The 17,606-nt window shown below is 56.1% G+C and carries 15 protein-coding genes and 1 pseudogene; 8 read left to right on the top strand and 8 right to left on the bottom strand.

Annotated elements, in window-relative coordinates:
• Positions 1 to 6 precede the first annotated feature (6 nt).
• From lgt to rppH, 3 genes are all read right to left on the bottom strand, one after another.
• Positions 7 to 879: a prolipoprotein diacylglyceryl transferase gene (gene lgt / locus V6940_RS16795; RefSeq protein ID WP_185667950.1), complete on the bottom strand. Its 873-nt coding sequence runs from the start codon at positions 877 to 879 to the stop codon at positions 7 to 9.
• Between the two features lie 253 nt (positions 880 to 1,132).
• Complete coding sequence (gene ptsP, locus V6940_RS16790; protein ID WP_333496606.1) at positions 1,133 to 3,379, bottom strand: phosphoenolpyruvate--protein phosphotransferase; 2,247 nt, start codon at positions 3,377 to 3,379, stop codon at positions 1,133 to 1,135.
• Between the two features lie 12 nt (positions 3,380 to 3,391).
• The gene (gene rppH / locus V6940_RS16785; protein ID WP_035893962.1) at positions 3,392 to 3,922 is read right to left on the bottom strand and encodes an RNA pyrophosphohydrolase; all 531 of its coding nucleotides are present in this window, start codon (positions 3,920 to 3,922) and stop codon (positions 3,392 to 3,394) included.
• Between the two features lie 441 nt (positions 3,923 to 4,363).
• Between rppH and V6940_RS16780 the strand changes: the two are divergent.
• From V6940_RS16780 to V6940_RS16760, 5 genes and pseudogenes are all read left to right on the top strand, one after another.
• A pseudogene (locus V6940_RS16780) lies at positions 4,364 to 4,462 on the top strand (hypothetical protein); the annotation flags it as partial.
• A gap of 143 nt (positions 4,463 to 4,605) precedes the next feature.
• Positions 4,606 to 5,301 carry a DNA mismatch repair endonuclease MutH gene (mutH, locus tag V6940_RS16775; protein ID WP_185667948.1) on the top strand — a complete coding sequence of 232 codons (696 nt, stop codon included), beginning with the start codon at positions 4,606 to 4,608 and terminating at the stop codon, positions 5,299 to 5,301.
• Between the two features lie 193 nt (positions 5,302 to 5,494).
• Entirely contained in the window at positions 5,495 to 6,208 is a 714-nt protein-coding gene (locus V6940_RS16770; protein ID WP_333496605.1) for a TerC family protein, read from the top strand.
• Positions 6,209 to 6,331: 123 nt separating this feature from the next.
• Positions 6,332 to 6,550, top strand: a complete 219-nt coding sequence (locus V6940_RS16765) for a YgdI/YgdR family lipoprotein (protein WP_035893968.1) — start codon at positions 6,332 to 6,334, stop codon at positions 6,548 to 6,550.
• A gap of 126 nt (positions 6,551 to 6,676) precedes the next feature.
• The gene (locus V6940_RS16760) at positions 6,677 to 7,717 is read left to right on the top strand and encodes an NADP(H)-dependent aldo-keto reductase (protein ID WP_185667946.1); all 1,041 of its coding nucleotides are present in this window, start codon (positions 6,677 to 6,679) and stop codon (positions 7,715 to 7,717) included.
• Positions 7,718 to 7,803: 86 nt separating this feature from the next.
• Here the strand turns inward: V6940_RS16760 and lplT are convergent, their stop codons facing one another.
• Together lplT and aas are read right to left on the bottom strand one after the other, a co-directional pair.
• Positions 7,804 to 8,997 carry a lysophospholipid transporter LplT gene (lplT, locus tag V6940_RS16755; protein ID WP_333496604.1) on the bottom strand — a complete coding sequence of 398 codons (1,194 nt, stop codon included), beginning with the start codon at positions 8,995 to 8,997 and terminating at the stop codon, positions 7,804 to 7,806.
• A complete protein-coding gene (gene aas / locus V6940_RS16750; protein WP_333496603.1) occupies positions 8,990 to 11,149 on the bottom strand; it encodes a bifunctional acyl-ACP--phospholipid O-acyltransferase/long-chain-fatty-acid--ACP ligase in 2,160 nt (719 codons plus the stop codon). The genes lplT and aas overlap by 8 nt, the downstream gene beginning before the upstream one ends.
• Positions 11,150 to 11,762: 613 nt before the next feature.
• Between aas and galR the strand changes: the two genes are divergently transcribed.
• Entirely contained in the window at positions 11,763 to 12,779 is a 1,017-nt protein-coding gene (galR, locus tag V6940_RS16745; RefSeq protein ID WP_333496602.1) for an HTH-type transcriptional regulator GalR, read from the top strand.
• Here the strand turns inward: galR and V6940_RS16740 are convergent.
• Positions 12,740 to 13,216: a GNAT family N-acetyltransferase gene (locus tag V6940_RS16740; protein ID WP_333496601.1), complete on the bottom strand. Its 477-nt coding sequence runs from the start codon at positions 13,214 to 13,216 to the stop codon at positions 12,740 to 12,742. The two genes, galR and V6940_RS16740, sit on opposite strands and share 40 nt — an antisense overlap.
• Before the next feature lie 194 nt (positions 13,217 to 13,410).
• On the opposite strand from V6940_RS16740, the gene V6940_RS16735 reads away from it, so the two are divergent.
• Positions 13,411 to 14,412 (top strand): LacI family DNA-binding transcriptional regulator, encoded by a 1,002-nt coding sequence (locus V6940_RS16735; protein WP_185668074.1) that lies wholly within the window; start codon positions 13,411 to 13,413, stop codon positions 14,410 to 14,412.
• Positions 14,413 to 14,480: 68 nt separating this feature from the next.
• Here V6940_RS16735 and lysA read toward each other — a convergent pair whose 3' ends face one another.
• Entirely contained in the window at positions 14,481 to 15,737 is a 1,257-nt protein-coding gene (gene lysA, locus V6940_RS16730) for a diaminopimelate decarboxylase (RefSeq protein WP_333496600.1), read from the bottom strand.
• A gap of 120 nt (positions 15,738 to 15,857) precedes the next feature.
• Here lysA and V6940_RS16725 point away from each other — a divergent pair, with 120 nt between their 5' ends.
• A complete protein-coding gene (locus tag V6940_RS16725) occupies positions 15,858 to 16,784 on the top strand; it encodes a LysR family transcriptional regulator (RefSeq protein ID WP_333496599.1) in 927 nt (308 codons plus the stop codon).
• Here V6940_RS16725 and V6940_RS16720 read toward each other — a convergent pair.
• On the bottom strand, positions 16,781 to 17,473 hold the full coding sequence (locus V6940_RS16720) for an aspartate/glutamate racemase (protein WP_333496598.1): 693 nt from the start codon (positions 17,471 to 17,473) through the stop codon (positions 16,781 to 16,783). The genes V6940_RS16725 and V6940_RS16720 overlap by 4 nt on opposite strands.
• Positions 17,474 to 17,606: the final 133 nt, after the last annotated feature.

Here is a 17,606-nt window from a genome sequence, read left to right as displayed (position 1 = left end):
GCTTCCTCAGGAGATCTGTTGCTGCGGACGGCGAAACGCCCAGACCATCATAATGATACCCGCAAGCACCATCGGAATCGAAAGAATCTGCCCCATGCTGATGTACTGCACCCACTCGCCGGTGAACTGCGCGTCCGGCTGGCGGAAGAATTCAGAGATGATGCGGAACAGACCGTAGCCAATCAGGAACAGACCGGAGACCGAGCCCGCCGGGCGTGGTTTACGGATAAAGAAGTTCAGGATCAGGAACAGCACCACGCCTTCCAGCGCCAGTTCATACAGCTGGGACGCATGGCGCGGCAGCGAGCCGTAGGTATCAAACAGCGTTTGCCATTCCGGGTGAGACGGCAGCAGCGCCAGATCTTCCGCACGGGAGCCTGGGAACAGCATGGTGTAGTGGAAGCTCGGGTCGACGCGGCCCCACAGTTCGCCGTTGATAAAGTTCCCCAGACGACCACAGCCCAGACCAAACGGTATCAGCGGTGCGATGAAGTCGGATACCTGGAAGAAGGTACGCTTGGTACGTTTGGCGAAGATAATCATCACCACGATCACGCCAATCAGGCCGCCGTGGAAGGACATCCCACCGTCCCAGACGCGGAACAGATAGAGCGGATCCTGCAGGAAGGAGTCGAAGTTGTAGAACATTACGTAGCCGATGCGCCCGCCGAGGAATACCCCGAGGAAGCCCGCATACAGCAGGTTTTCAACTTCGTTCTTGGTCCAGCCGCTGTTTGGGCGGTTCGCACGACGCGTCGCCAGCCACATGGCAAAGATAAAGCCCACAAGGTACATCATGCCGTACCAATGCAGGGAAACCGGTCCGATGGAGAAAATTACCGGATCAAAGTCCGGGAAACGCAGATAACCACTATTCATCTGTCACCACAAATGCTTGTTATTCCGCCGAAAGTGGACAGCGGTAGAGACGCGCGCCGGAAGCTTCAGGCGCTCCAAAGGTGCGAATGATAGCACAGGGGAGATGAGAGATGATGCGGAGAAGATGTAAAAGATATGTATAAACGGGAGGCTACGGGCGATCCCGGCGTCGCTTCGCTCGGCCGGGCTACGAGGTGGTGCAGAATGTAGGCCGGATAAGCGTAGCGCCATCCGGCAATGCGCACCGGGCTGCCTACAGGCCGCCGCGAATCAGGCCACCGAGGCAGCGACGTTCCATAAAGGCTGCCACCTGATGGCGCACTTCGGTCGCCATCTGTGCTTCAAGACTGCGGCGCGCCAGGGTTTCGGCATCTTCGAGATCGATATTGCGCAGCAGATACTTCACGCGCGGCACCGAGCGGCCGTTCATCGACAGATGACGGAAGCCGAGGCCCACCAGAATAGTGACGCACATTGGGTCGCCCGCCATTTCGCCGCACAGGCGTAAATCAATGCCATAGCGGTCAGCTTCCTGAACAATCATCGACAGCACCCGAATCATGCCTGGGTGCAGGCTGTCATACATGCTGGCAACGCGCGTGTTGTTGCGGTCAACCGCCAGCACGTACTGGGTCAGGTCGTTGGTGCCCACCGAGATGAAATCGACGCGGTTTGCCAGATTTGGCAGCATAAAGATCATCGACGGCACTTCCAGCATGATCCCGATACGTGGTTTTGGGATCGCATAGCCGATCATCTCTTCCACTTCGCGACCGGCGCGGTCAATCAGGCGGCGGGCTTCGTCCACTTCTTCAAGATTGGTGATCATCGGCAGCAAAATGCTTAGATTGCCGGTTGCCGCATTGGCGCGCAGCATCGCACGCACCTGGATCAGGAAGATCTCTGGCTGATCGAGCGTGATGCGGATCCCACGCCAGCCAAGGCACGGGTTCTCTTCGCTGATCGGCATGTACGGCAGCTGTTTATCCGCGCCAACGTCAAGCGTACGCAGCGTCACCGGCTTGTCGTTGAACATCTGCAACATGCCCTGATACTGCGCCACCTGCTCTTCCTCCGACGGGAAGCCGCTTTGCAGCATAAACGGAATTTCGGTGCGATAGAGGCCAATGCCGTCAATGCGACGCCCCAGTTTCTGCTCATGCTCCGGGCTTAGACCAGCGTTGAGCATCACCTTGACGCGCTCGCCGCTTTTCAGCTCTGCCGGGCGTTCAACGTCCCCTTCCGCCAGGCGGCTAAGTTCGTTCTCTTCGCTAATAAGGCGTTGGTATTCCTGCACCAGAATCTGTTCAGGATCAACCAGCAGTTCACCGCGATAGCCATCCACCACCAGCGTGCGCCCATGAAGGATCGCCGGCTGAATGTCTGCCCCCATCACCGTTGGAATGCCCAGCGCGCGTACCATGATTGCCGCGTGGGAGTTGGCGGCGCCATCACGAACGACCACGCCAGCTAAACGATCCTGTGGCACTTCCGCAAGCGTAGCGGCAGAAAGTTCGTCAGCCACCAGCACAAACCGCGCGGGCCAGCCGTTTGCGCCCTGCGTGGTGTCATCGAGGTGGAACAGCAGACGCTGCCCGAGCGTACGCAGATCGCCCGCTCGCTCTTTCAGATAGCCGTCGCTCAGGGCGGCAAACTGTTCGGCGAACTTCTCAATAATTTTTTTCACCGCCCATTCGGCCACCGAGCCTTTATCAACTTCCGCGAACAGTTCGCGGCGCAGGCTGGCATCAGAGAGCAGGTGTGAATAGAGGTCGAAAATCGCCGCCGTCTCTTTTTGCGCCCCGGCGGCATAGCGTTTGCTGTAACGGCGAAACTCGTTCGCCGCCTCTTCCAGCGCGGCGGTTAAACGCTCGCGCTCAAGCGCGGTATCCAGCGATGACGCTTCGTAAACCTGCTCCATCAACGGCAGGGTGGCGTCCATCCAGCCCTCGGCAATCGCCACGCCTGGTGAAGCAGGAAGCGCGCGAATACGCGTCTGGCGGTACTGACCAAACAGCGCCGTCAGCTGAGATTGGGAGAGGATCGCCGCCATCTGGGTGGCGAGCGTCACCAGGAATGACTCTTCGCTTTCGTCGAACTGACGCAGTTCGCGCTGCTGAACCACCAGTACGCCCAGCAGTTGGCGACGCTGAATAATCGGCACGCCGAGAAAGGCGCGGAAGCGCTCTTCTTTTACTGAGGGGATGTATTTGTAGCTGGGGTGTTTTTGCGCGTCGGCAAGGTTGATGGGTTCAGCCAGTCGGCCAACCAGGCCAACGATACCTTCATCAAAGGCGAGCGTAATGGTACGACCGCGAGGCTTTTTCAGCCCGCGGGTCGCCATCAGGTAAAAGCAGCGTCGATCGTTGTCGGCGAGATAGACCGAGCAAACCTCCGTCTCCATCGCCTGGCAGACATCGGTAACCAGAATATCCAGCGCCTCGTTCAGACGAGGCGCACTCGCGACCTTCTCAACAATTTCGCGTAAGCGCGTGAGCATAATATGCGTGGCTTAACCTCTTTTGCGTCGATAAGCAGGCGCGCTTTGCGGCTTTGGCGCGCTCTCCGCAAGCGCCATCACTACACTGGCGAACTCTTTCATCACCCGGCGGTAGACGTCGCGTTTAAACGAGACGACCTGACGCACCGGATACCAGTAACTCACCCAGCGCCAACCATCGAACTCTGGCGTGCTGCTGGTCTGCATATTGATATCCGCGTCATTGCCGATCAACTGCAAGAGAAACCACTTTTGTTTCTGGCCGATACACACCGGCTTAGTGTCCCAACGCACCAAACGTTTTGGCAACTTGTAACGCAACCAGTTTCGGGTCGAAGCGAGGATCCGCACATCCTTGCGGCTTAATCCAACTTCTTCGAACAGTTCCCGATACATCGCCTGTTCTGCTGTCTCACCGGGGTTTATGCCCCCTTGGGGAAATTGCCAGGAGTGCTGACCATAGCGCCGGGCCCACATTACCTGACCCTGACGATTGCAAATTACAATACCAACGTTCGGGCGGTAGCCATCGTCATCAATCACCGGACTACCTCAAAATAAGCTTCAATGTGAATGATTGTTTCACACTCGCTGGAAACGGTAAACCACTCTATTACGCCTCTACCAACGAATAACATTTGAATAACTCACAGTAATCATCAGAGTTATAAACAGAGAACCGTGCTGGTCAGCGATTTTATTCACTTTTTCTGTGGATAGAGTTGTGAAGAAGTACGGAATTACCCAGGGAAAACCCGGAGTACTCCGAATAATCGCACGCCGACCACGCTCAGTAAAATGATATTTTTCATTATGTTATTATAGTTAATCTTGATGTATTAGCGCATAACGTGACGATCATCACATAGGCGATCCTTCAATTGATGAAAGATCGAACAACGTTGGTTTTATCCACAGATTGTGCAAACATCTTAGGCATCTTTTGTGCGAAAATTCGATTTTCGTCGCACGTCAAGGCTGTAAATTGAAACAGTAGTCAGGCTTTTCCCCAGTTATCCCACTTTTCTGTGGATAACATGGTGTAAGATCCTGTTCATTGTCAGTGACCAGATTTGGAAAACCTTTTTTCAGCTGATTTTTTTGCGTAATTTATGCGTAAAAAAACGATGATAATCATCACCTTGTCATATTTACTCAGAAAAAGTTAAACTCTATCCACACCCGGTTAATTTGTCGTTCATTTTTTCACCAAAAGGCGCATCATCATGTCCACCCTCGCACCGCTTCCCGAATCGCCTAAAACCCAGGCTGAGCTGCTTGCTCAGGCGCAGCGTCTGGCGGGCTATTCGTTGGGAGAGCTGGCAGCGATGGCCGGTATCGTGGCGCCGAAAGATTTAAAGCGCGATAAAGGATGGATTGGCGTGCTGCTGGAGATCTGGCTAGGAGCCAGCGCCGGCAGCAAGCCCGAGCAGGATTTTGCCGCGTTGGGGGTGGAGCTGAAAACCATTCCGATCGATGCGCAAGGGCGCCCGCTGGAGACCACCTTCGTCTGCGTCGCGCCGCTGACCGGCAACTCAGGCGTCACCTGGGAGAACAGCCACGTGCGCCACAAGCTCAAACGCGTGCTGTGGATCCCAGTCGAAGGCGATCGTGCTATTCCGCTGGCTGAACGTCGGGTAGGCGCACCGCTGCTGTGGACGCCAAGCGCCGAGGAAGAGCATCAGCTGCAGATGGACTGGGAAGAACTGATGGATCTGATCGTGCTCGGTCAGGTAGAACGCATTACCGCTCGTCACGGCGAGGTGCTCCAGCTCAGGCCGAAGGCCGCCAACAGTAAAGCGCTGACCGAAGCTATCGGCGCGCAGGGAGAGCCGATAATGACGCTGCCGCGCGGTTTTTATCTCAAAAAGAACTTCACCGCCGCCCTGTTGGCACGCCACTTTATGTTACGCACCGATTAATTTTTTTGTCCTGCCGCGCTGCGGGCTTATACTCCTCCCTGCTGCACGCAACATGCTCGCTGGTACGCCTTTGCTCCTTCTCTGAGCGATAGTCTTCGTTTCAAAGGATGAGCCTGGTGCCAACGGCGGTTGCGGGGAAGCACATCAACGTACATCGATTAACGCTTTTGTTCTATTTGGCAGGACTTATCTAATGTTATTTGCATGGATCACCGATCCCAATGCCTGGCTTGCGCTCGGCACGCTGACGATTCTGGAAATCGTCCTGGGCATCGACAATATTATTTTCCTCTCTCTGGTTGTGGCTAAGCTTCCTACTGCTCAACGTGCTCATGCCCGTCGTCTGGGGTTGATGGGGGCGATGGTAATGCGTCTGGCGCTGCTGGCCTCCATTGCCTGGGTGGTGAAGTTGACCCAGCCGCTATTTACGCTGTTCGGCCAGGCCATTTCGATTCGCGATCTGATTTTACTGGTTGGCGGGCTGTTCCTTATCTGGAAAGCCAGTATGGAGATCCACGAAACTATCGAAGGCGATGAAGAGAGCATGAAAACGAACGTCCATTCGTTTTTGGGCGCCATCGTGCAGATTATGATGCTGGATATCATCTTCAGCCTCGACTCGGTCATTACCGCCGTGGGCCTCTCTGACCATCTGTTCATTATGATGGCAGCCGTGGTGATTGCCGTGTGTGTGATGATGTTTGCCGCACGCTCGATTGGCGAGTTCGTCGAACGCCATCCATCGGTGAAGATGCTGGCGCTGTCGTTCCTGATTCTGGTTGGCTTTACGCTGATCCTCGAGAGCTTCGATGTGCATGTGCCAAAAGGCTACATCTACTTTGCAATGTTCTTCTCCATGGCGGTCGAGAGCCTCAATCTGCTGCGAAGCAAGAAAAATCCCCTTTAATCGTTCATCAACAGCCCTCAATTGAGGGCTGCATCCGGTTTTTTTAAGATTTTCCTGCTTTATGCTGTGCCTTAGGTCGGTTATTACTAGACTATCAAGAGTGCGGCGATGAAGGGGATAACGATGACAAAATGGGCAGTGTTGATTTCCGCAGTAGGTTTAGCCTTTGCAGTTTCCGGCTGTAGCAGCGATTACGTGATGGCCACAAAAGACGGTCGGATGATCCTGACCGACGGTAAACCGGAAGTCGATGACGACACCGGGCTTATCAGCTATGAAGATCAGCAAGGTAATAAAATGCAGATCAACCGCGACGACGTGTCGCAAATTATCAAACGATAATCAGAGAGGTCAGCCGCCTGCTGGCCTTTTTTCATTTTCTGCTTTCCCTTTTTCTCCCCCTCTGCCATTTTTATATTCCTTTGTCGGGACTCTCTCCTGACGCTGTTGATAAAAGGAAGCCGGCTTATGCAGTACCACCGTATCCCCCACAGCTCGCTTGAGATAAGCACCCTCGGGCTGGGCACTATGACGTTTGGTGAACAAAATAGCGAAGCCGACGCCCATGCACAGCTTGATTATGCCGTTAGTCAGGGCATCAATCTTATCGATGTCGCCGAGATGTACCCCGTTCCTCCGCGCCCGGAAACCCAAGGGCTGACCGAGACCTATGTCGGTAACTGGCTGGCGAAGCACGGCAACCGCGAGAAACTGGTGATCGCCTCGAAGGTGAGCGGCCCGTCGCGCAACAACGACAGCGGCATTCGCCCTAATCAGGCGCTGGACCGTAAAAACATTCGCGATGCGCTGCATAACTCGCTGACGCGCCTGCAGACCGATTATCTCGATCTCTACCAGGTGCATTGGCCGCAGCGCCCGACTAATTGCTTTGGCAAATTGGGCTACACCTGGGCTGATTCAGCACCGGTAGTGTCGCTGCTGGAGACGCTGGAAGCGCTCACCGAATACCAGCGCGCCGGGAAGATTCGCTATATCGGCGTGTCGAACGAAACGGCGTTTGGCGTGATGCGCTATCTGCATCTGGCCGATAAACACGACCTGCCGCGCATCGTGACCATCCAGAACCCATACAGTCTGGTGAACCGCAGCTACGAAGTGGCGCTGGCGGAAGTGAGCCAGTTTGAAGGCGTTGAGCTACTGGCCTACTCCTGCCTGGCCTTCGGGACGCTCACCGGTAAGTACCTGAACGGCGCGAAGCCTGCGGGCGCACGTAATACGCTGTTCAGCCGCTTTACCCGCTATAGCGGTGAGCAGACGCAGAAGGCAGTGGCGGCATACGTCGATATCGCCAAGCGTCATAACCTCGACCCGGCACAAATGGCGCTGGCGTTCGTTCGCCGTCAACCGTTCGTGGCCAGCACGCTGTTAGGCGCGACGACGATGGAGCAGCTGAAAACCAACGTTGAAAGTCTGCATCTGGAGCTAAGCGCGGAAGTGTTAGCGGAGATTGAAGCGGTGCATCAGGTTTATACCTACCCGGCACCTTAAGTTCGAGCAGTCCCGGGGTCGCTGCGCTTGCCCGGGCTACATTGATAGTGGTAGCCCGGCCAGGCGTAAGCGCCGCCGGGTTTACATCAACGGCGCTTACCCCACAGCCACAGCGCGATAATCGCCAGCGCAAACAACACGCCAAAACCAATCCCTACGCCGACCACCGGAATATTAACCGCCACCGCCAATGAATAGAGCCCCAGCATAATCAGCATGGCGCTGTTTTCACCGAGGTTTTGTACCGCTATCGCATTGCCCGAACCCACGGTCTTCTTGCCGCGATCCTGCAGCAGCGCATTAAGCGGCACCACAAAGAAGCCACCGCAGATACCGATGATAAACAGCAGTGCGTAAGCTGGCAGCAGCGCATGCTGGAACGCAAAAATGGCGACAACTACGCCAATCAACACCCCGGCAGGCATACAGCGTGCCACGGTCTCGAGCGTCACCAGCTTTGCCGCCGCCCCCGCGCCGACCACAATCCCGACGGCAACCATCGCATTCAGATAGGTTGGTGTCGCGTTATCGGTAATCCCCAGAGCCACCGGCACCCACAGCACCAGCAGGAAACGCAGCGTCACCCCAGCCCCCCAGAACATGCTGGTGCCGAGCAGAGAAAAGCGCGTTTCGCCGTTATGCCACAGTACGTTGCAGGCATTAAAGAAGCTGTGGGTCATGGGACGAAAACGCCAGGATTGGCCCGGACGCGCCGCAGGCAGTTTCGGAATAAAGAGGTTGGCCGCCACCGCGACGCCGTACACCACCGCACAAAGCACCAGCGCCCCTACCACGCTCCAGTCGGCCACTACGCCACCGGCGACAGAGCCCATCAGAATGGCGGCAATGGTCGAGGCTTCCATTAAACCGTTGGCTTTCACCAGCTTATCGCCGGTAGTGATTTCACCGAGAATGCCGTACTTCGCCGGAGAGTATGATGCCGCGCCAATGCCCACCAGCGTATAGCCGATAAACGGGTTCAGGCCCGCGCAAATCGTCGCCGCACCGACAAGCTTCAGGCCGTTGGCGAACATCATCACCCGACCTTTCCCGAAGCTGTCCGCCACCTGGCCGACAAACGGGGCAAAGATGATGTAAGCGCCCACAAACACCATCTGCAGAACCGGCTGGCTCCACTCCGGGTAGAACTGCTGCTTCATCAACGCCAGCACGGCAAACAGCAGCGCGTTATCGCCAAACGCCGAAAAGAACTGGGCCACAATCACCGCCATCATGCCTTTCGACAGCAGGGAATTGTTAGTGTGTACTGACTCACTCATTCGGATGTTCCGTCTCTGCGACCATGCTCTTAAGGGTGACGAAATCCGGTTTACCGCTACCAAGCAGCGGCAGCTGTTTCAGCCAGCGAATATCTCGCGGCACCGCCAGCTCCGGTACGCCGTGGGCCCGCGCATACTGCAGCAGTTTGTCGCGGGTAAGTTCATTATCGGTGGTAAACAGCACCAGCGCCTCGCCTTTGCTGGCGTCGGTTTTCACTGCGGTGGCATGCATCTTTTCAGGCGATACCCCCAGCGCCAGCTGCTCAACGATTTCCAGCGATACCATTTCGCCGGCAATTTTGGCAAAACGCTTCGCTCGCCCCTGAATTTGCACAAAGCCCTGCGCATCAAAGGCCACGATATCACCGGTGTCATACCAGTCGTTTTCCAGCTCGCCGTGCTGGTTTTCCGCCGTCGGTACTTCCAGCACGCCCGGATTTTCAACGCGCAGATAGCCCGCCATGATATTCGGCCCTTTCAGCTGCAGGCGGCCGCCCTGTTCAATGCCCGGCACCGCCAGCAAACGTGCATCCATACCCGGCAGAATACGCCCCACCGTACCCGGCTTCGCCGCCATCGGTACGTTGATGGAGACCACCGGCGCACATTCGGTCACGCCGTAGCCTTCGAGAATGCGCAGGCCAAATTTGTCCTGCCACAGCTCTTTGGTGCTTTGTTGCAGCTTTTCCGCCCCCGCCACGACATAGCGTAGACGATAGAAATCGTACGGGTTGGCGAAGCGCGCGTAGTTGGCTAAGAAGGTGGAGGTCCCAAACAGCACGGTGCAGTTGCGGTCATAAACCAACTCCGGCACCACGCGATAGTGCAGCGGGCTTGGGTAAAGGAACACTTCTGCGCCGGTCAACAGCGGTGTGAATAGCCCCACCGTCAGGCCGAAAGAGTGGAACAGCGGCAGCGCCGACATAAAACGGTCGTTGGCGGTGAAGTCAGCGATGGTTTTAATCTGCTCCACGTTCGCCAGGATGCTTTTATGGCTGTGCACCACCCCTTTAGGATGGCCTTCCGAACCGGAGGTAAAGAGGACAATTGCCGGGTCTTCTGGCTTCTGTGGCACCTGCGCGAGACGCGGCATCAGCACGCGGGAGAAGATCCACAGCTTATCGGTAGTCGTGACATCACCTTTTAAATCTTCAAGGAACACCCAGCGCACCTGGGTGAGCTGCTCGGTCAGATGCCAGAGTTTGCCTTTATCCAGAAAGGTTCGAGAGGTAAAAATGGTGCCAATCTGTGCGGCGGTAATGGCGCTGGTCAGCCCTTTGACGCCCGCGGTGTAGTTCATCATTGCCGGGATACGCCCACGGGCAATGGCACCAAAAATCACCGCTGCGCTGATGCCCGCGTTCGGCAGCATCAGGCCAATTTTCTCGCCCTGCTTACTGTATTTCTCCAGAATACGCGCCACAAACAGCGTTTTAGTCAGCAGCTTGCGGTAGCTATCCGGCTGGAAGTTGATGTCTTCCACGCACGGTTTTTTCTCGCCGTAGCGGTGCATGGCCGTCAGTAAAGATTCATACAGGGTTTCGCGCGGACGGACCGCCATGCGCGCTTCCATCATAATCTGGTGCAGCATTTCGCCGGCGATTTTGCGGCGATCGCGCGCGCGCGGCGCTTCCGGCATCGGCAGCGTCGTTGGCGGCAGCAGATGCAGCGTAATTTTCGGGAACAGACGCTGTTTCACCAACCCTTTCAGGCGGCTGAAATGGGTCAATTCCGCGCCTTCAATACGCACCGGAATAATCGTCGCTCCAGATTTGGCCGCCACAAAGGCAGCCCCGTCATAAATCTTCATCAACGAGCCGGATACCGAAATACGCCCTTCCGGGAATATCACGACCGGACGGCCCTGTTCGATCAGACGCACCAGGTGCTTGATGGACATTGGCTTGGTCGGATCTAACGGGACGAAATCGATGATTGGCGTCAGCCAGCGCATAAACCATTTTTGCGAAATTGAGGTATAGACGGCAAAAACCGGACGAACAGGGAGAAACAGCGCCAATAATATGCCGTCGAGGAACGAGACGTGGTTTGGGGTAATCAGCACCTTCGGCTGGTTCAGCGCGTCGGTGTTTCCCGTCATCCTGACCCGAAAGAGCACCTTAAATAGCTGTCGGAAAAAACAGAGAAGCATACCAACTCCTTTTGCCATAGTTTTGTTCATGAAGGTTACACGAGAAAACTGAGGAAAAGCAGTCCGGGAAGGAAACAGGCAAAAAAAAACCTGCGCATCTGCGCAGGTCGGTGTAAGTGATGAGTACGCAAAGCGCACAATAAAACATTCACCAATCAATACCTCTGGGACCGCTATTGTCGCGCCCTACCCATTCTGCAACCAGCGGAAAAGCGCAAGAGAGTCAGCGGAAATGAAACGAGGTATTGCGATTGTCGGGAACTGTAACAGGCAGGCGTGAGGCAAAAAAAAACCTGCGCATCTGCGCAGGTTGGTGTAATCAAGTGGTCAACCTTGTGGGGCGACTTCACCTATCAATACCTCTGGGATAATCAGATTAGCAAGTCGCCTAACGCCTTCTCCAGCAGACATTCGCAACAGCGTTTCGCAAAGTGTAAGCAAACGTTTGAATTCTCGCGTTTCGTTGCAGGGCTACTGTAACTTTTCCACAGAATGTCACGTTTGCATCATCATTGTGCAATTCGCCATACCGCCCTCCTTGAATAGCGGGGAGATTTCCGTAACACTGTTATGGTGTAAGCGTTTACCCCCCGAATTTTGATTAAGGCATATTATGGCGACAATTAAAGATGTGGCCCGGCTTGCAGGCGTCTCCGTCGCCACCGTATCCCGCGTCATCAATAACTCCCCAAAAGCCAGTGATGCCTCACGTCAGGCCGTTTTTTCCGCGATGGAGTCACTCAGCTATCACCCTAACGCCAACGCCCGCGCCCTGGCTCAGCAGTCAACCGAAACCGTCGGTCTGGTAGTCGGCGATGTCTCCGACCCTTTCTTCGGTGCGATGGTAAAAGCCGTGGAGCAGGTGGCCTACAACACTGGCAATTTTTTGCTGATCGGCAACGGCTATCATAATGAAACCAAAGAGCGTCAGGCGATTGAGCAACTCATTCGCCACCGCTGCGCGGCGCTGGTTGTACATGCCAAGCTCATTCCCGACGCCGAACTGGCGGGGCTAATGAAACAGATCCCCGGCATGGTGTTGATAAACCGCATTCTGCCCGGCTTTGAGAAGCGCTGTGTGGCGCTGGACGACCGCTACGGTGCATGGCTTGCTACCCGCCATCTGATTCAGCAAGGCCATACCCGCATCGGCTATATTTGTTCGAACCATACCATTTCGGATGCGGAAGATCGTCTGCAGGGCTACTACGACGCCCTGAAAGAGAGCGGCCTGCCGTGTAACGAGCGGCTGGTCACCTTCGCCGAGCCGGACGAGAGCGGCGGCGAGCAGGCAATGACCGAACTGTTAGGCCGCGGTAAGCAGTTTACCGCCGTCGCCTGCTACAACGATTCGATGGCTGCAGGCGCGATGGGCGTGCTCAACGATAACGGTATCGATGTGCCGCAGGAGATTTCACTGATTGGTTTCGATGATGTGCTGGTTTCCCGCTACGTGCGTCCGCGTCTGACCACCATCCGCTACCCGATTGTCACCATGGCAACCCAGGCGGCGGAGCTAGCGCTGGCGCTGGCGGATAACCGCCCGCTGCCGGATATTACCCACCTATTCAGCCCGACGCTGGTGCGCCGTCATTCGGTGATTGCACCGGGTGAAGAGGTAAAGTCGTAGCGGTATAAATGCACGGTGGTGTTCGGATAGTCCAGCGCATCGCCGATGTACCGCCAGCCAAAGCGTTCGTAAAAATCCCGGCAGGCGGAATAGAGGAAAAGCTGGTCAAAACCCTGCTGACGGGCATAGTCGATGACATACTGCTGAAGTTTCCCCGCCAGCCCACAACCACGCGCCGATTCCTCTACGTACAGCGCTGCCATCCACGGCCAGAGATCCTGGCGGCTTATCAGGTCGCATCGCCACAGCCCGACCGTGCCGAGCAGCGTCTCCCCCTCGGTCGCAATAAACGTTATCGGCAGCGCGGCGGGCGTCTGGCTATGCGCAATAATGCTGGCAAAAAAGTCGCGAGATAGCCCATCACCAAATGCCTCCCAGAGCCAGTCGGTAACCTGTAGGGCATGCTGCGGCGCAGCGTAGAGCGGTTGAATATTCATATCACAGTCTCGTTGTCGGCCATCAGGCATCGTCGATTATGGACTATTCGCTTATGCAAGGTGGATATTCTACCCGGCAGCGCTAAAAAGCGTGATCCCGGTGGTTATTTGCCGCTTTCATAGAGCTTATGCCGCTGAATGTCTGTGATAAACTGCGGAACAAAATGAAGTCTCAGGAAATAATAATGGCAACAATGCTGGATGTCTCAATACGTGCTGGGGTCTCGAAAGCGACGGTTTCTCGCGTGCTGAATGGTACGGGCCAGGTGAAAGAGAGCACGCGTCAGCAGGTTTTCAAAGCAATGGAAGAGTTAGGCTATCGCCCCAACTTCCTGGCGCGATCGCTGGCTAACCGCACCAGCAACAGCATTGGTCTTGTGGTTTCCACCTTCGACGGCTTCTACTTTGGTCGACTGCTTCAGCAGGCATCCCGCCAGACGGAAGCCTGGGGCAAGCAGCTGATCGTCACCGACGGTCACGATACCCCGGAGCGCGAAGAACAGGCGGTGCAGATGCTCGCCGACCGTCAGTGCGATGCCATCGTGCTATACACCCGTCATATGAGCGAAAAGGCGATCATGTCGCTGGTCAACAGCACGCCGATGCCGCTGGTCGTTATCAACCGTGACGTCAGCCAGGCGCGCGAACGCTGCGTCTTCTTCGAACAGCAGGATGCGGCGTTTCAGGCCGTCGAATACCTGATTACTCAGGGTCACCGCGATATCGCCTGTATCACCGTTCCAATCCACACGCCAACCGGTAAAGCCCGTTTACAGGGCTATCGCCGGGCACTGGAGCAAAACGGGATCAAGTGGGACCCGGCAAAGGTGAAGCACGGTGATTCCACCATGAACTGCGGCTATGACATGTGCAATGCGCTGCTGGAGGAGAAGGTGAAGTTCAGCGCGCTGTTCGCCTGTAACGACGATATGGCGCTCGGTGCGTCAAAAGCACTGCATCAGGCGGGGCTTAAGATCCCACAGGATATTTCACTGTTTGGCTTCGATGATGCGCCTAGCGCCAAGTGGCTGGAGCCGGGGCTTTCAACCGTTTACTTGCCGATCGATAATATGATCGTTACCGCTATCGATCAGGCGATTAAGCTGGCAAGTGGGGAAGAGATCGAGACGATCCCGCCGTTTACCGGCACGCTGGTATTGCGCGATTCGGTGACGACGGGGCCATATTACAAATAACGGCGCAAGCGCCTTATCGGGCCTACATCCCCGTAGGCCCGATAAGCGCAGCGCCATCGGGCATTCCCTCAGATAAGCTCCAGCGCCAGCAGCTCTTCAATCGTCTGACGACGACGAATCAATCTCGCCACGCCGTTATCAAACAGGACTTCCGGCAGCAGCGGACGGCTGTTGTAGTTTGATGACATCGACGCACCGTACGCGCCGGTATCGTGCAGCACCAGATAATCCCCCGGTACTACCGCTGGCAGCAGGCGCGTTTCGACTTTACCGCCCTCTTGTTGAGTAAAGACATCGCCCGATTCACACAGCGGCCCGGCCACAACGGTTTCAATTTGCGGTGCAGCGTCCAGCGCACGGCCATCGCCCGCCAGCGCGGAAATATGGTGATAGCTGCCGTACATCGCCGGGCGCATCAGATCGTTAAAGCCCGCGTCGATCAGCACAAAGTGACGACTTCCCATCTCTTTCACGCTACGCACCTGCGCCACCAGCACGCCGGATTCCGCCACCAGGAAACGCCCCGGCTCCAGCTCCAGCTTCACCGGGTGACCCAGATGTTTCGCAATCTGCTCGCGCGCAGCGTTCCATAAACCGAAGTAGTGATCGGTGTCGATCGCCTCTTCCCCTTCACGGTATGGGATCGATAAGCCGCCACCCGCGGAGATCGCCTCAAGATCCTGACCAAACTCAATCACCTGACGCACCATCGCGCCGCACACCTGCTCCAGATGACCGTAGTCCACGCCGGAACCAATGTGCATGTGAATGCCCACCAGCTTCAGCTGATGACGCTGGATCACCTCAAGCGCCGCCGGAAGGTCGCTATACCAGATCCCGTGCTTGCTGTTTTCGCCGCCGGTATTCGTTTTCTGACTATGGCCGTGACCAAAACCTGGGTTGACGCGCAGCCACACGCGGTGCCCTGGGGAAACCTGACCAAGCTGCTCCAGCATATCGATAGAGCCGGCATTAACCGGAATGCGCAGCTCGCGCACGCGGGTCAGCGTGGCCTCATCAATGGTATCGGCGGTAAAGACGATATCGTCCTTACCCGCTTCGTAACCGGCAACCAGCGCACGTTCGATTTCACCTAAAGAAACCGAATCTACCTTTACGCCCTGCTCGCGCATCAGGCGCAGAATATGGATATTCGAGCACGCCTTCTGGGCAAAACGAACCACGTCAAACTGGTGCAATTTGGCAATCTGCGCGCGGATAATCTGCGCATCGTAGACCCATACCGGGCAGCCAAATTCGGCAGGCAGGCGCAGCAGGTTGTCGGCGGTGAGGTCGGTTTCGGTATTGTTGAGCGGGCGTGGCATGGACAGACTCCGGTAATCATCTTTTTTATGATTACGCCACAGCGCGAACCGAATAAAAAATATCGTTTTATCGCGAGTCTATGCAAAAATGATATGGAATGCTTAGTCTGAGGGTCGCCCATGCCAGCCGTTAACCTGCGCCATATCGAAATTTTCCACGCTATCATGACGGCGGGTAACCTGACGGAAGCCGCCCGTATGCTGCATACCTCGCAGCCCACGGTCAGCCGTGAGCTGGCGCGCTTTGAGCAGGTGCTGGGTCTTAAGCTGTTTGAGCGCAGCCGCGGTCGCCTGCATCCCACCGTTCAGGGGCTGCGACTGTTTGAAGAGGTACAGCGCTCCTGGTACGGGCTGGATAGGATCGTCAGCGCTGCGGAAAGCCTGCGCGAGTTCCGCCAGGGCGAGCTGTCGATTGTCTGCCTGCCGGTCTTTTCCCAATCCTTTTTGCCGCCTTTGCTGCAGCCGTTTCTGACCCGCTACCCGCAGGTGAATATTCAGATCGTGCCGCAGGAGTCACCGCTGCTGGAAGAGTGGCTGTCGGCGCAGCGCCATGATTTAGGCATTACCGAGACGCTGCATACGCCAGCAGGCACCGAGCGTATGCCGCTGCTGACGCTAAACGAAGTGTGCGTGCTGCCGCAGGATCACCCGCTGGCGGCGAAAACGGTGCTGACGCCCGCCGATTTTCAGGGCGAGAACTACATCAGCCTGTCGCGCACCGACAGCTATCGCCAGTTGCTGGATACGCTGTTCAATGAGCAGCAGGTAAAAAGAAGGATGGTGGTGGAGACGCACAGTGCGGCTTCCATTTGCGCGATGGTCAGAGCGGGCGTCGGCATTTCGGTGGTCAACCCGCTGACCGCACTCGACTACGCCAACAGCGGTGTGGCCATTCGACGCTTTAGCATCGATGTGCCGTTTACCGTCAGCCTGGTTCGCCCTATACACCGCCCCCGCTCGGCGCTGGTCGAGGCCTTTATGGCCCATCTGCAGCACAGCCTGTCGCAGATAACGACGCCGCTGGAGGCGGTGCTGAGCGACCGTTAAGAGAGCATAAATTCAACCGCGTCCGCCGCATGAATCGCCGCGGTATCAAACACCGGCAGCGGGCTCAGCGCTGTCGGCACCAGCAAACCAATCTCCGTACAGCCGAAAATCACCCCTTCCGCACCCTGACGCGCCAGAGTTTCAATTACGCTCAGGTAATAGTCGCGCGAGGCGTCGCTGAACTCGCCCAGACAGAGCTCATCGAAAATAATCTGGTTAATCTTCTGACGTTCATCCTGCTGCGGAATCAGCGTGTTAATGCCAAATTCCTGCTGTAAGCGCCCGCGATAGAAATCCTGCTCCATGGTATAGCGCGTGCCGAGCAGCGCCACGTTGGTCATCTTCTGCTGGCTGATAGCGCGGCCGGTCGCATCGGCGATGTGCAGGAACGGCACATCGCAGGCGGTTTCGATAGCCTCGGCGACTTTATGCATAGTGTTGGTACACAGCACAATACCTTCGGCTCCCGCCTGCTGAAGACCAACCGCCGCCTGGGCCAGAATATCGCCCGCTTTCTGCCAATCACCCTGAGACTGACAAAGCTCAATCTCGTGGAAATCCACGCTATGCAGCAGGATCTGCGCTGAATGCAGGCCGCCCAGTCGTTGCTTCACCCCTTCATTAATCAAGCGATAGTAGGGAATAGTGGATTCCCAGCTCATGCCGCCCAGAAGACCGATCGTTTTCATGCCGTTTACCTTGTTTGGTGTCGTACCGCTAGTGAACCAAAGTTGTGATCAACTTTCCACATCTGCGGCGATAGATTTCTTTTTGATCGTTTCTGAGATAAATTTAATGAAACAACGTTTCAACATACCAACA

The sequence above is a fragment of the Kluyvera sp. CHPC 1.251 genome (assembly GCF_036759945.1).
Taxonomy (GTDB): Bacteria; Pseudomonadota; Gammaproteobacteria; order Enterobacterales; family Enterobacteriaceae; genus Kluyvera; species Kluyvera sichuanensis.
This window is presented reverse-complemented; position numbering and strand designations above follow the sequence as displayed.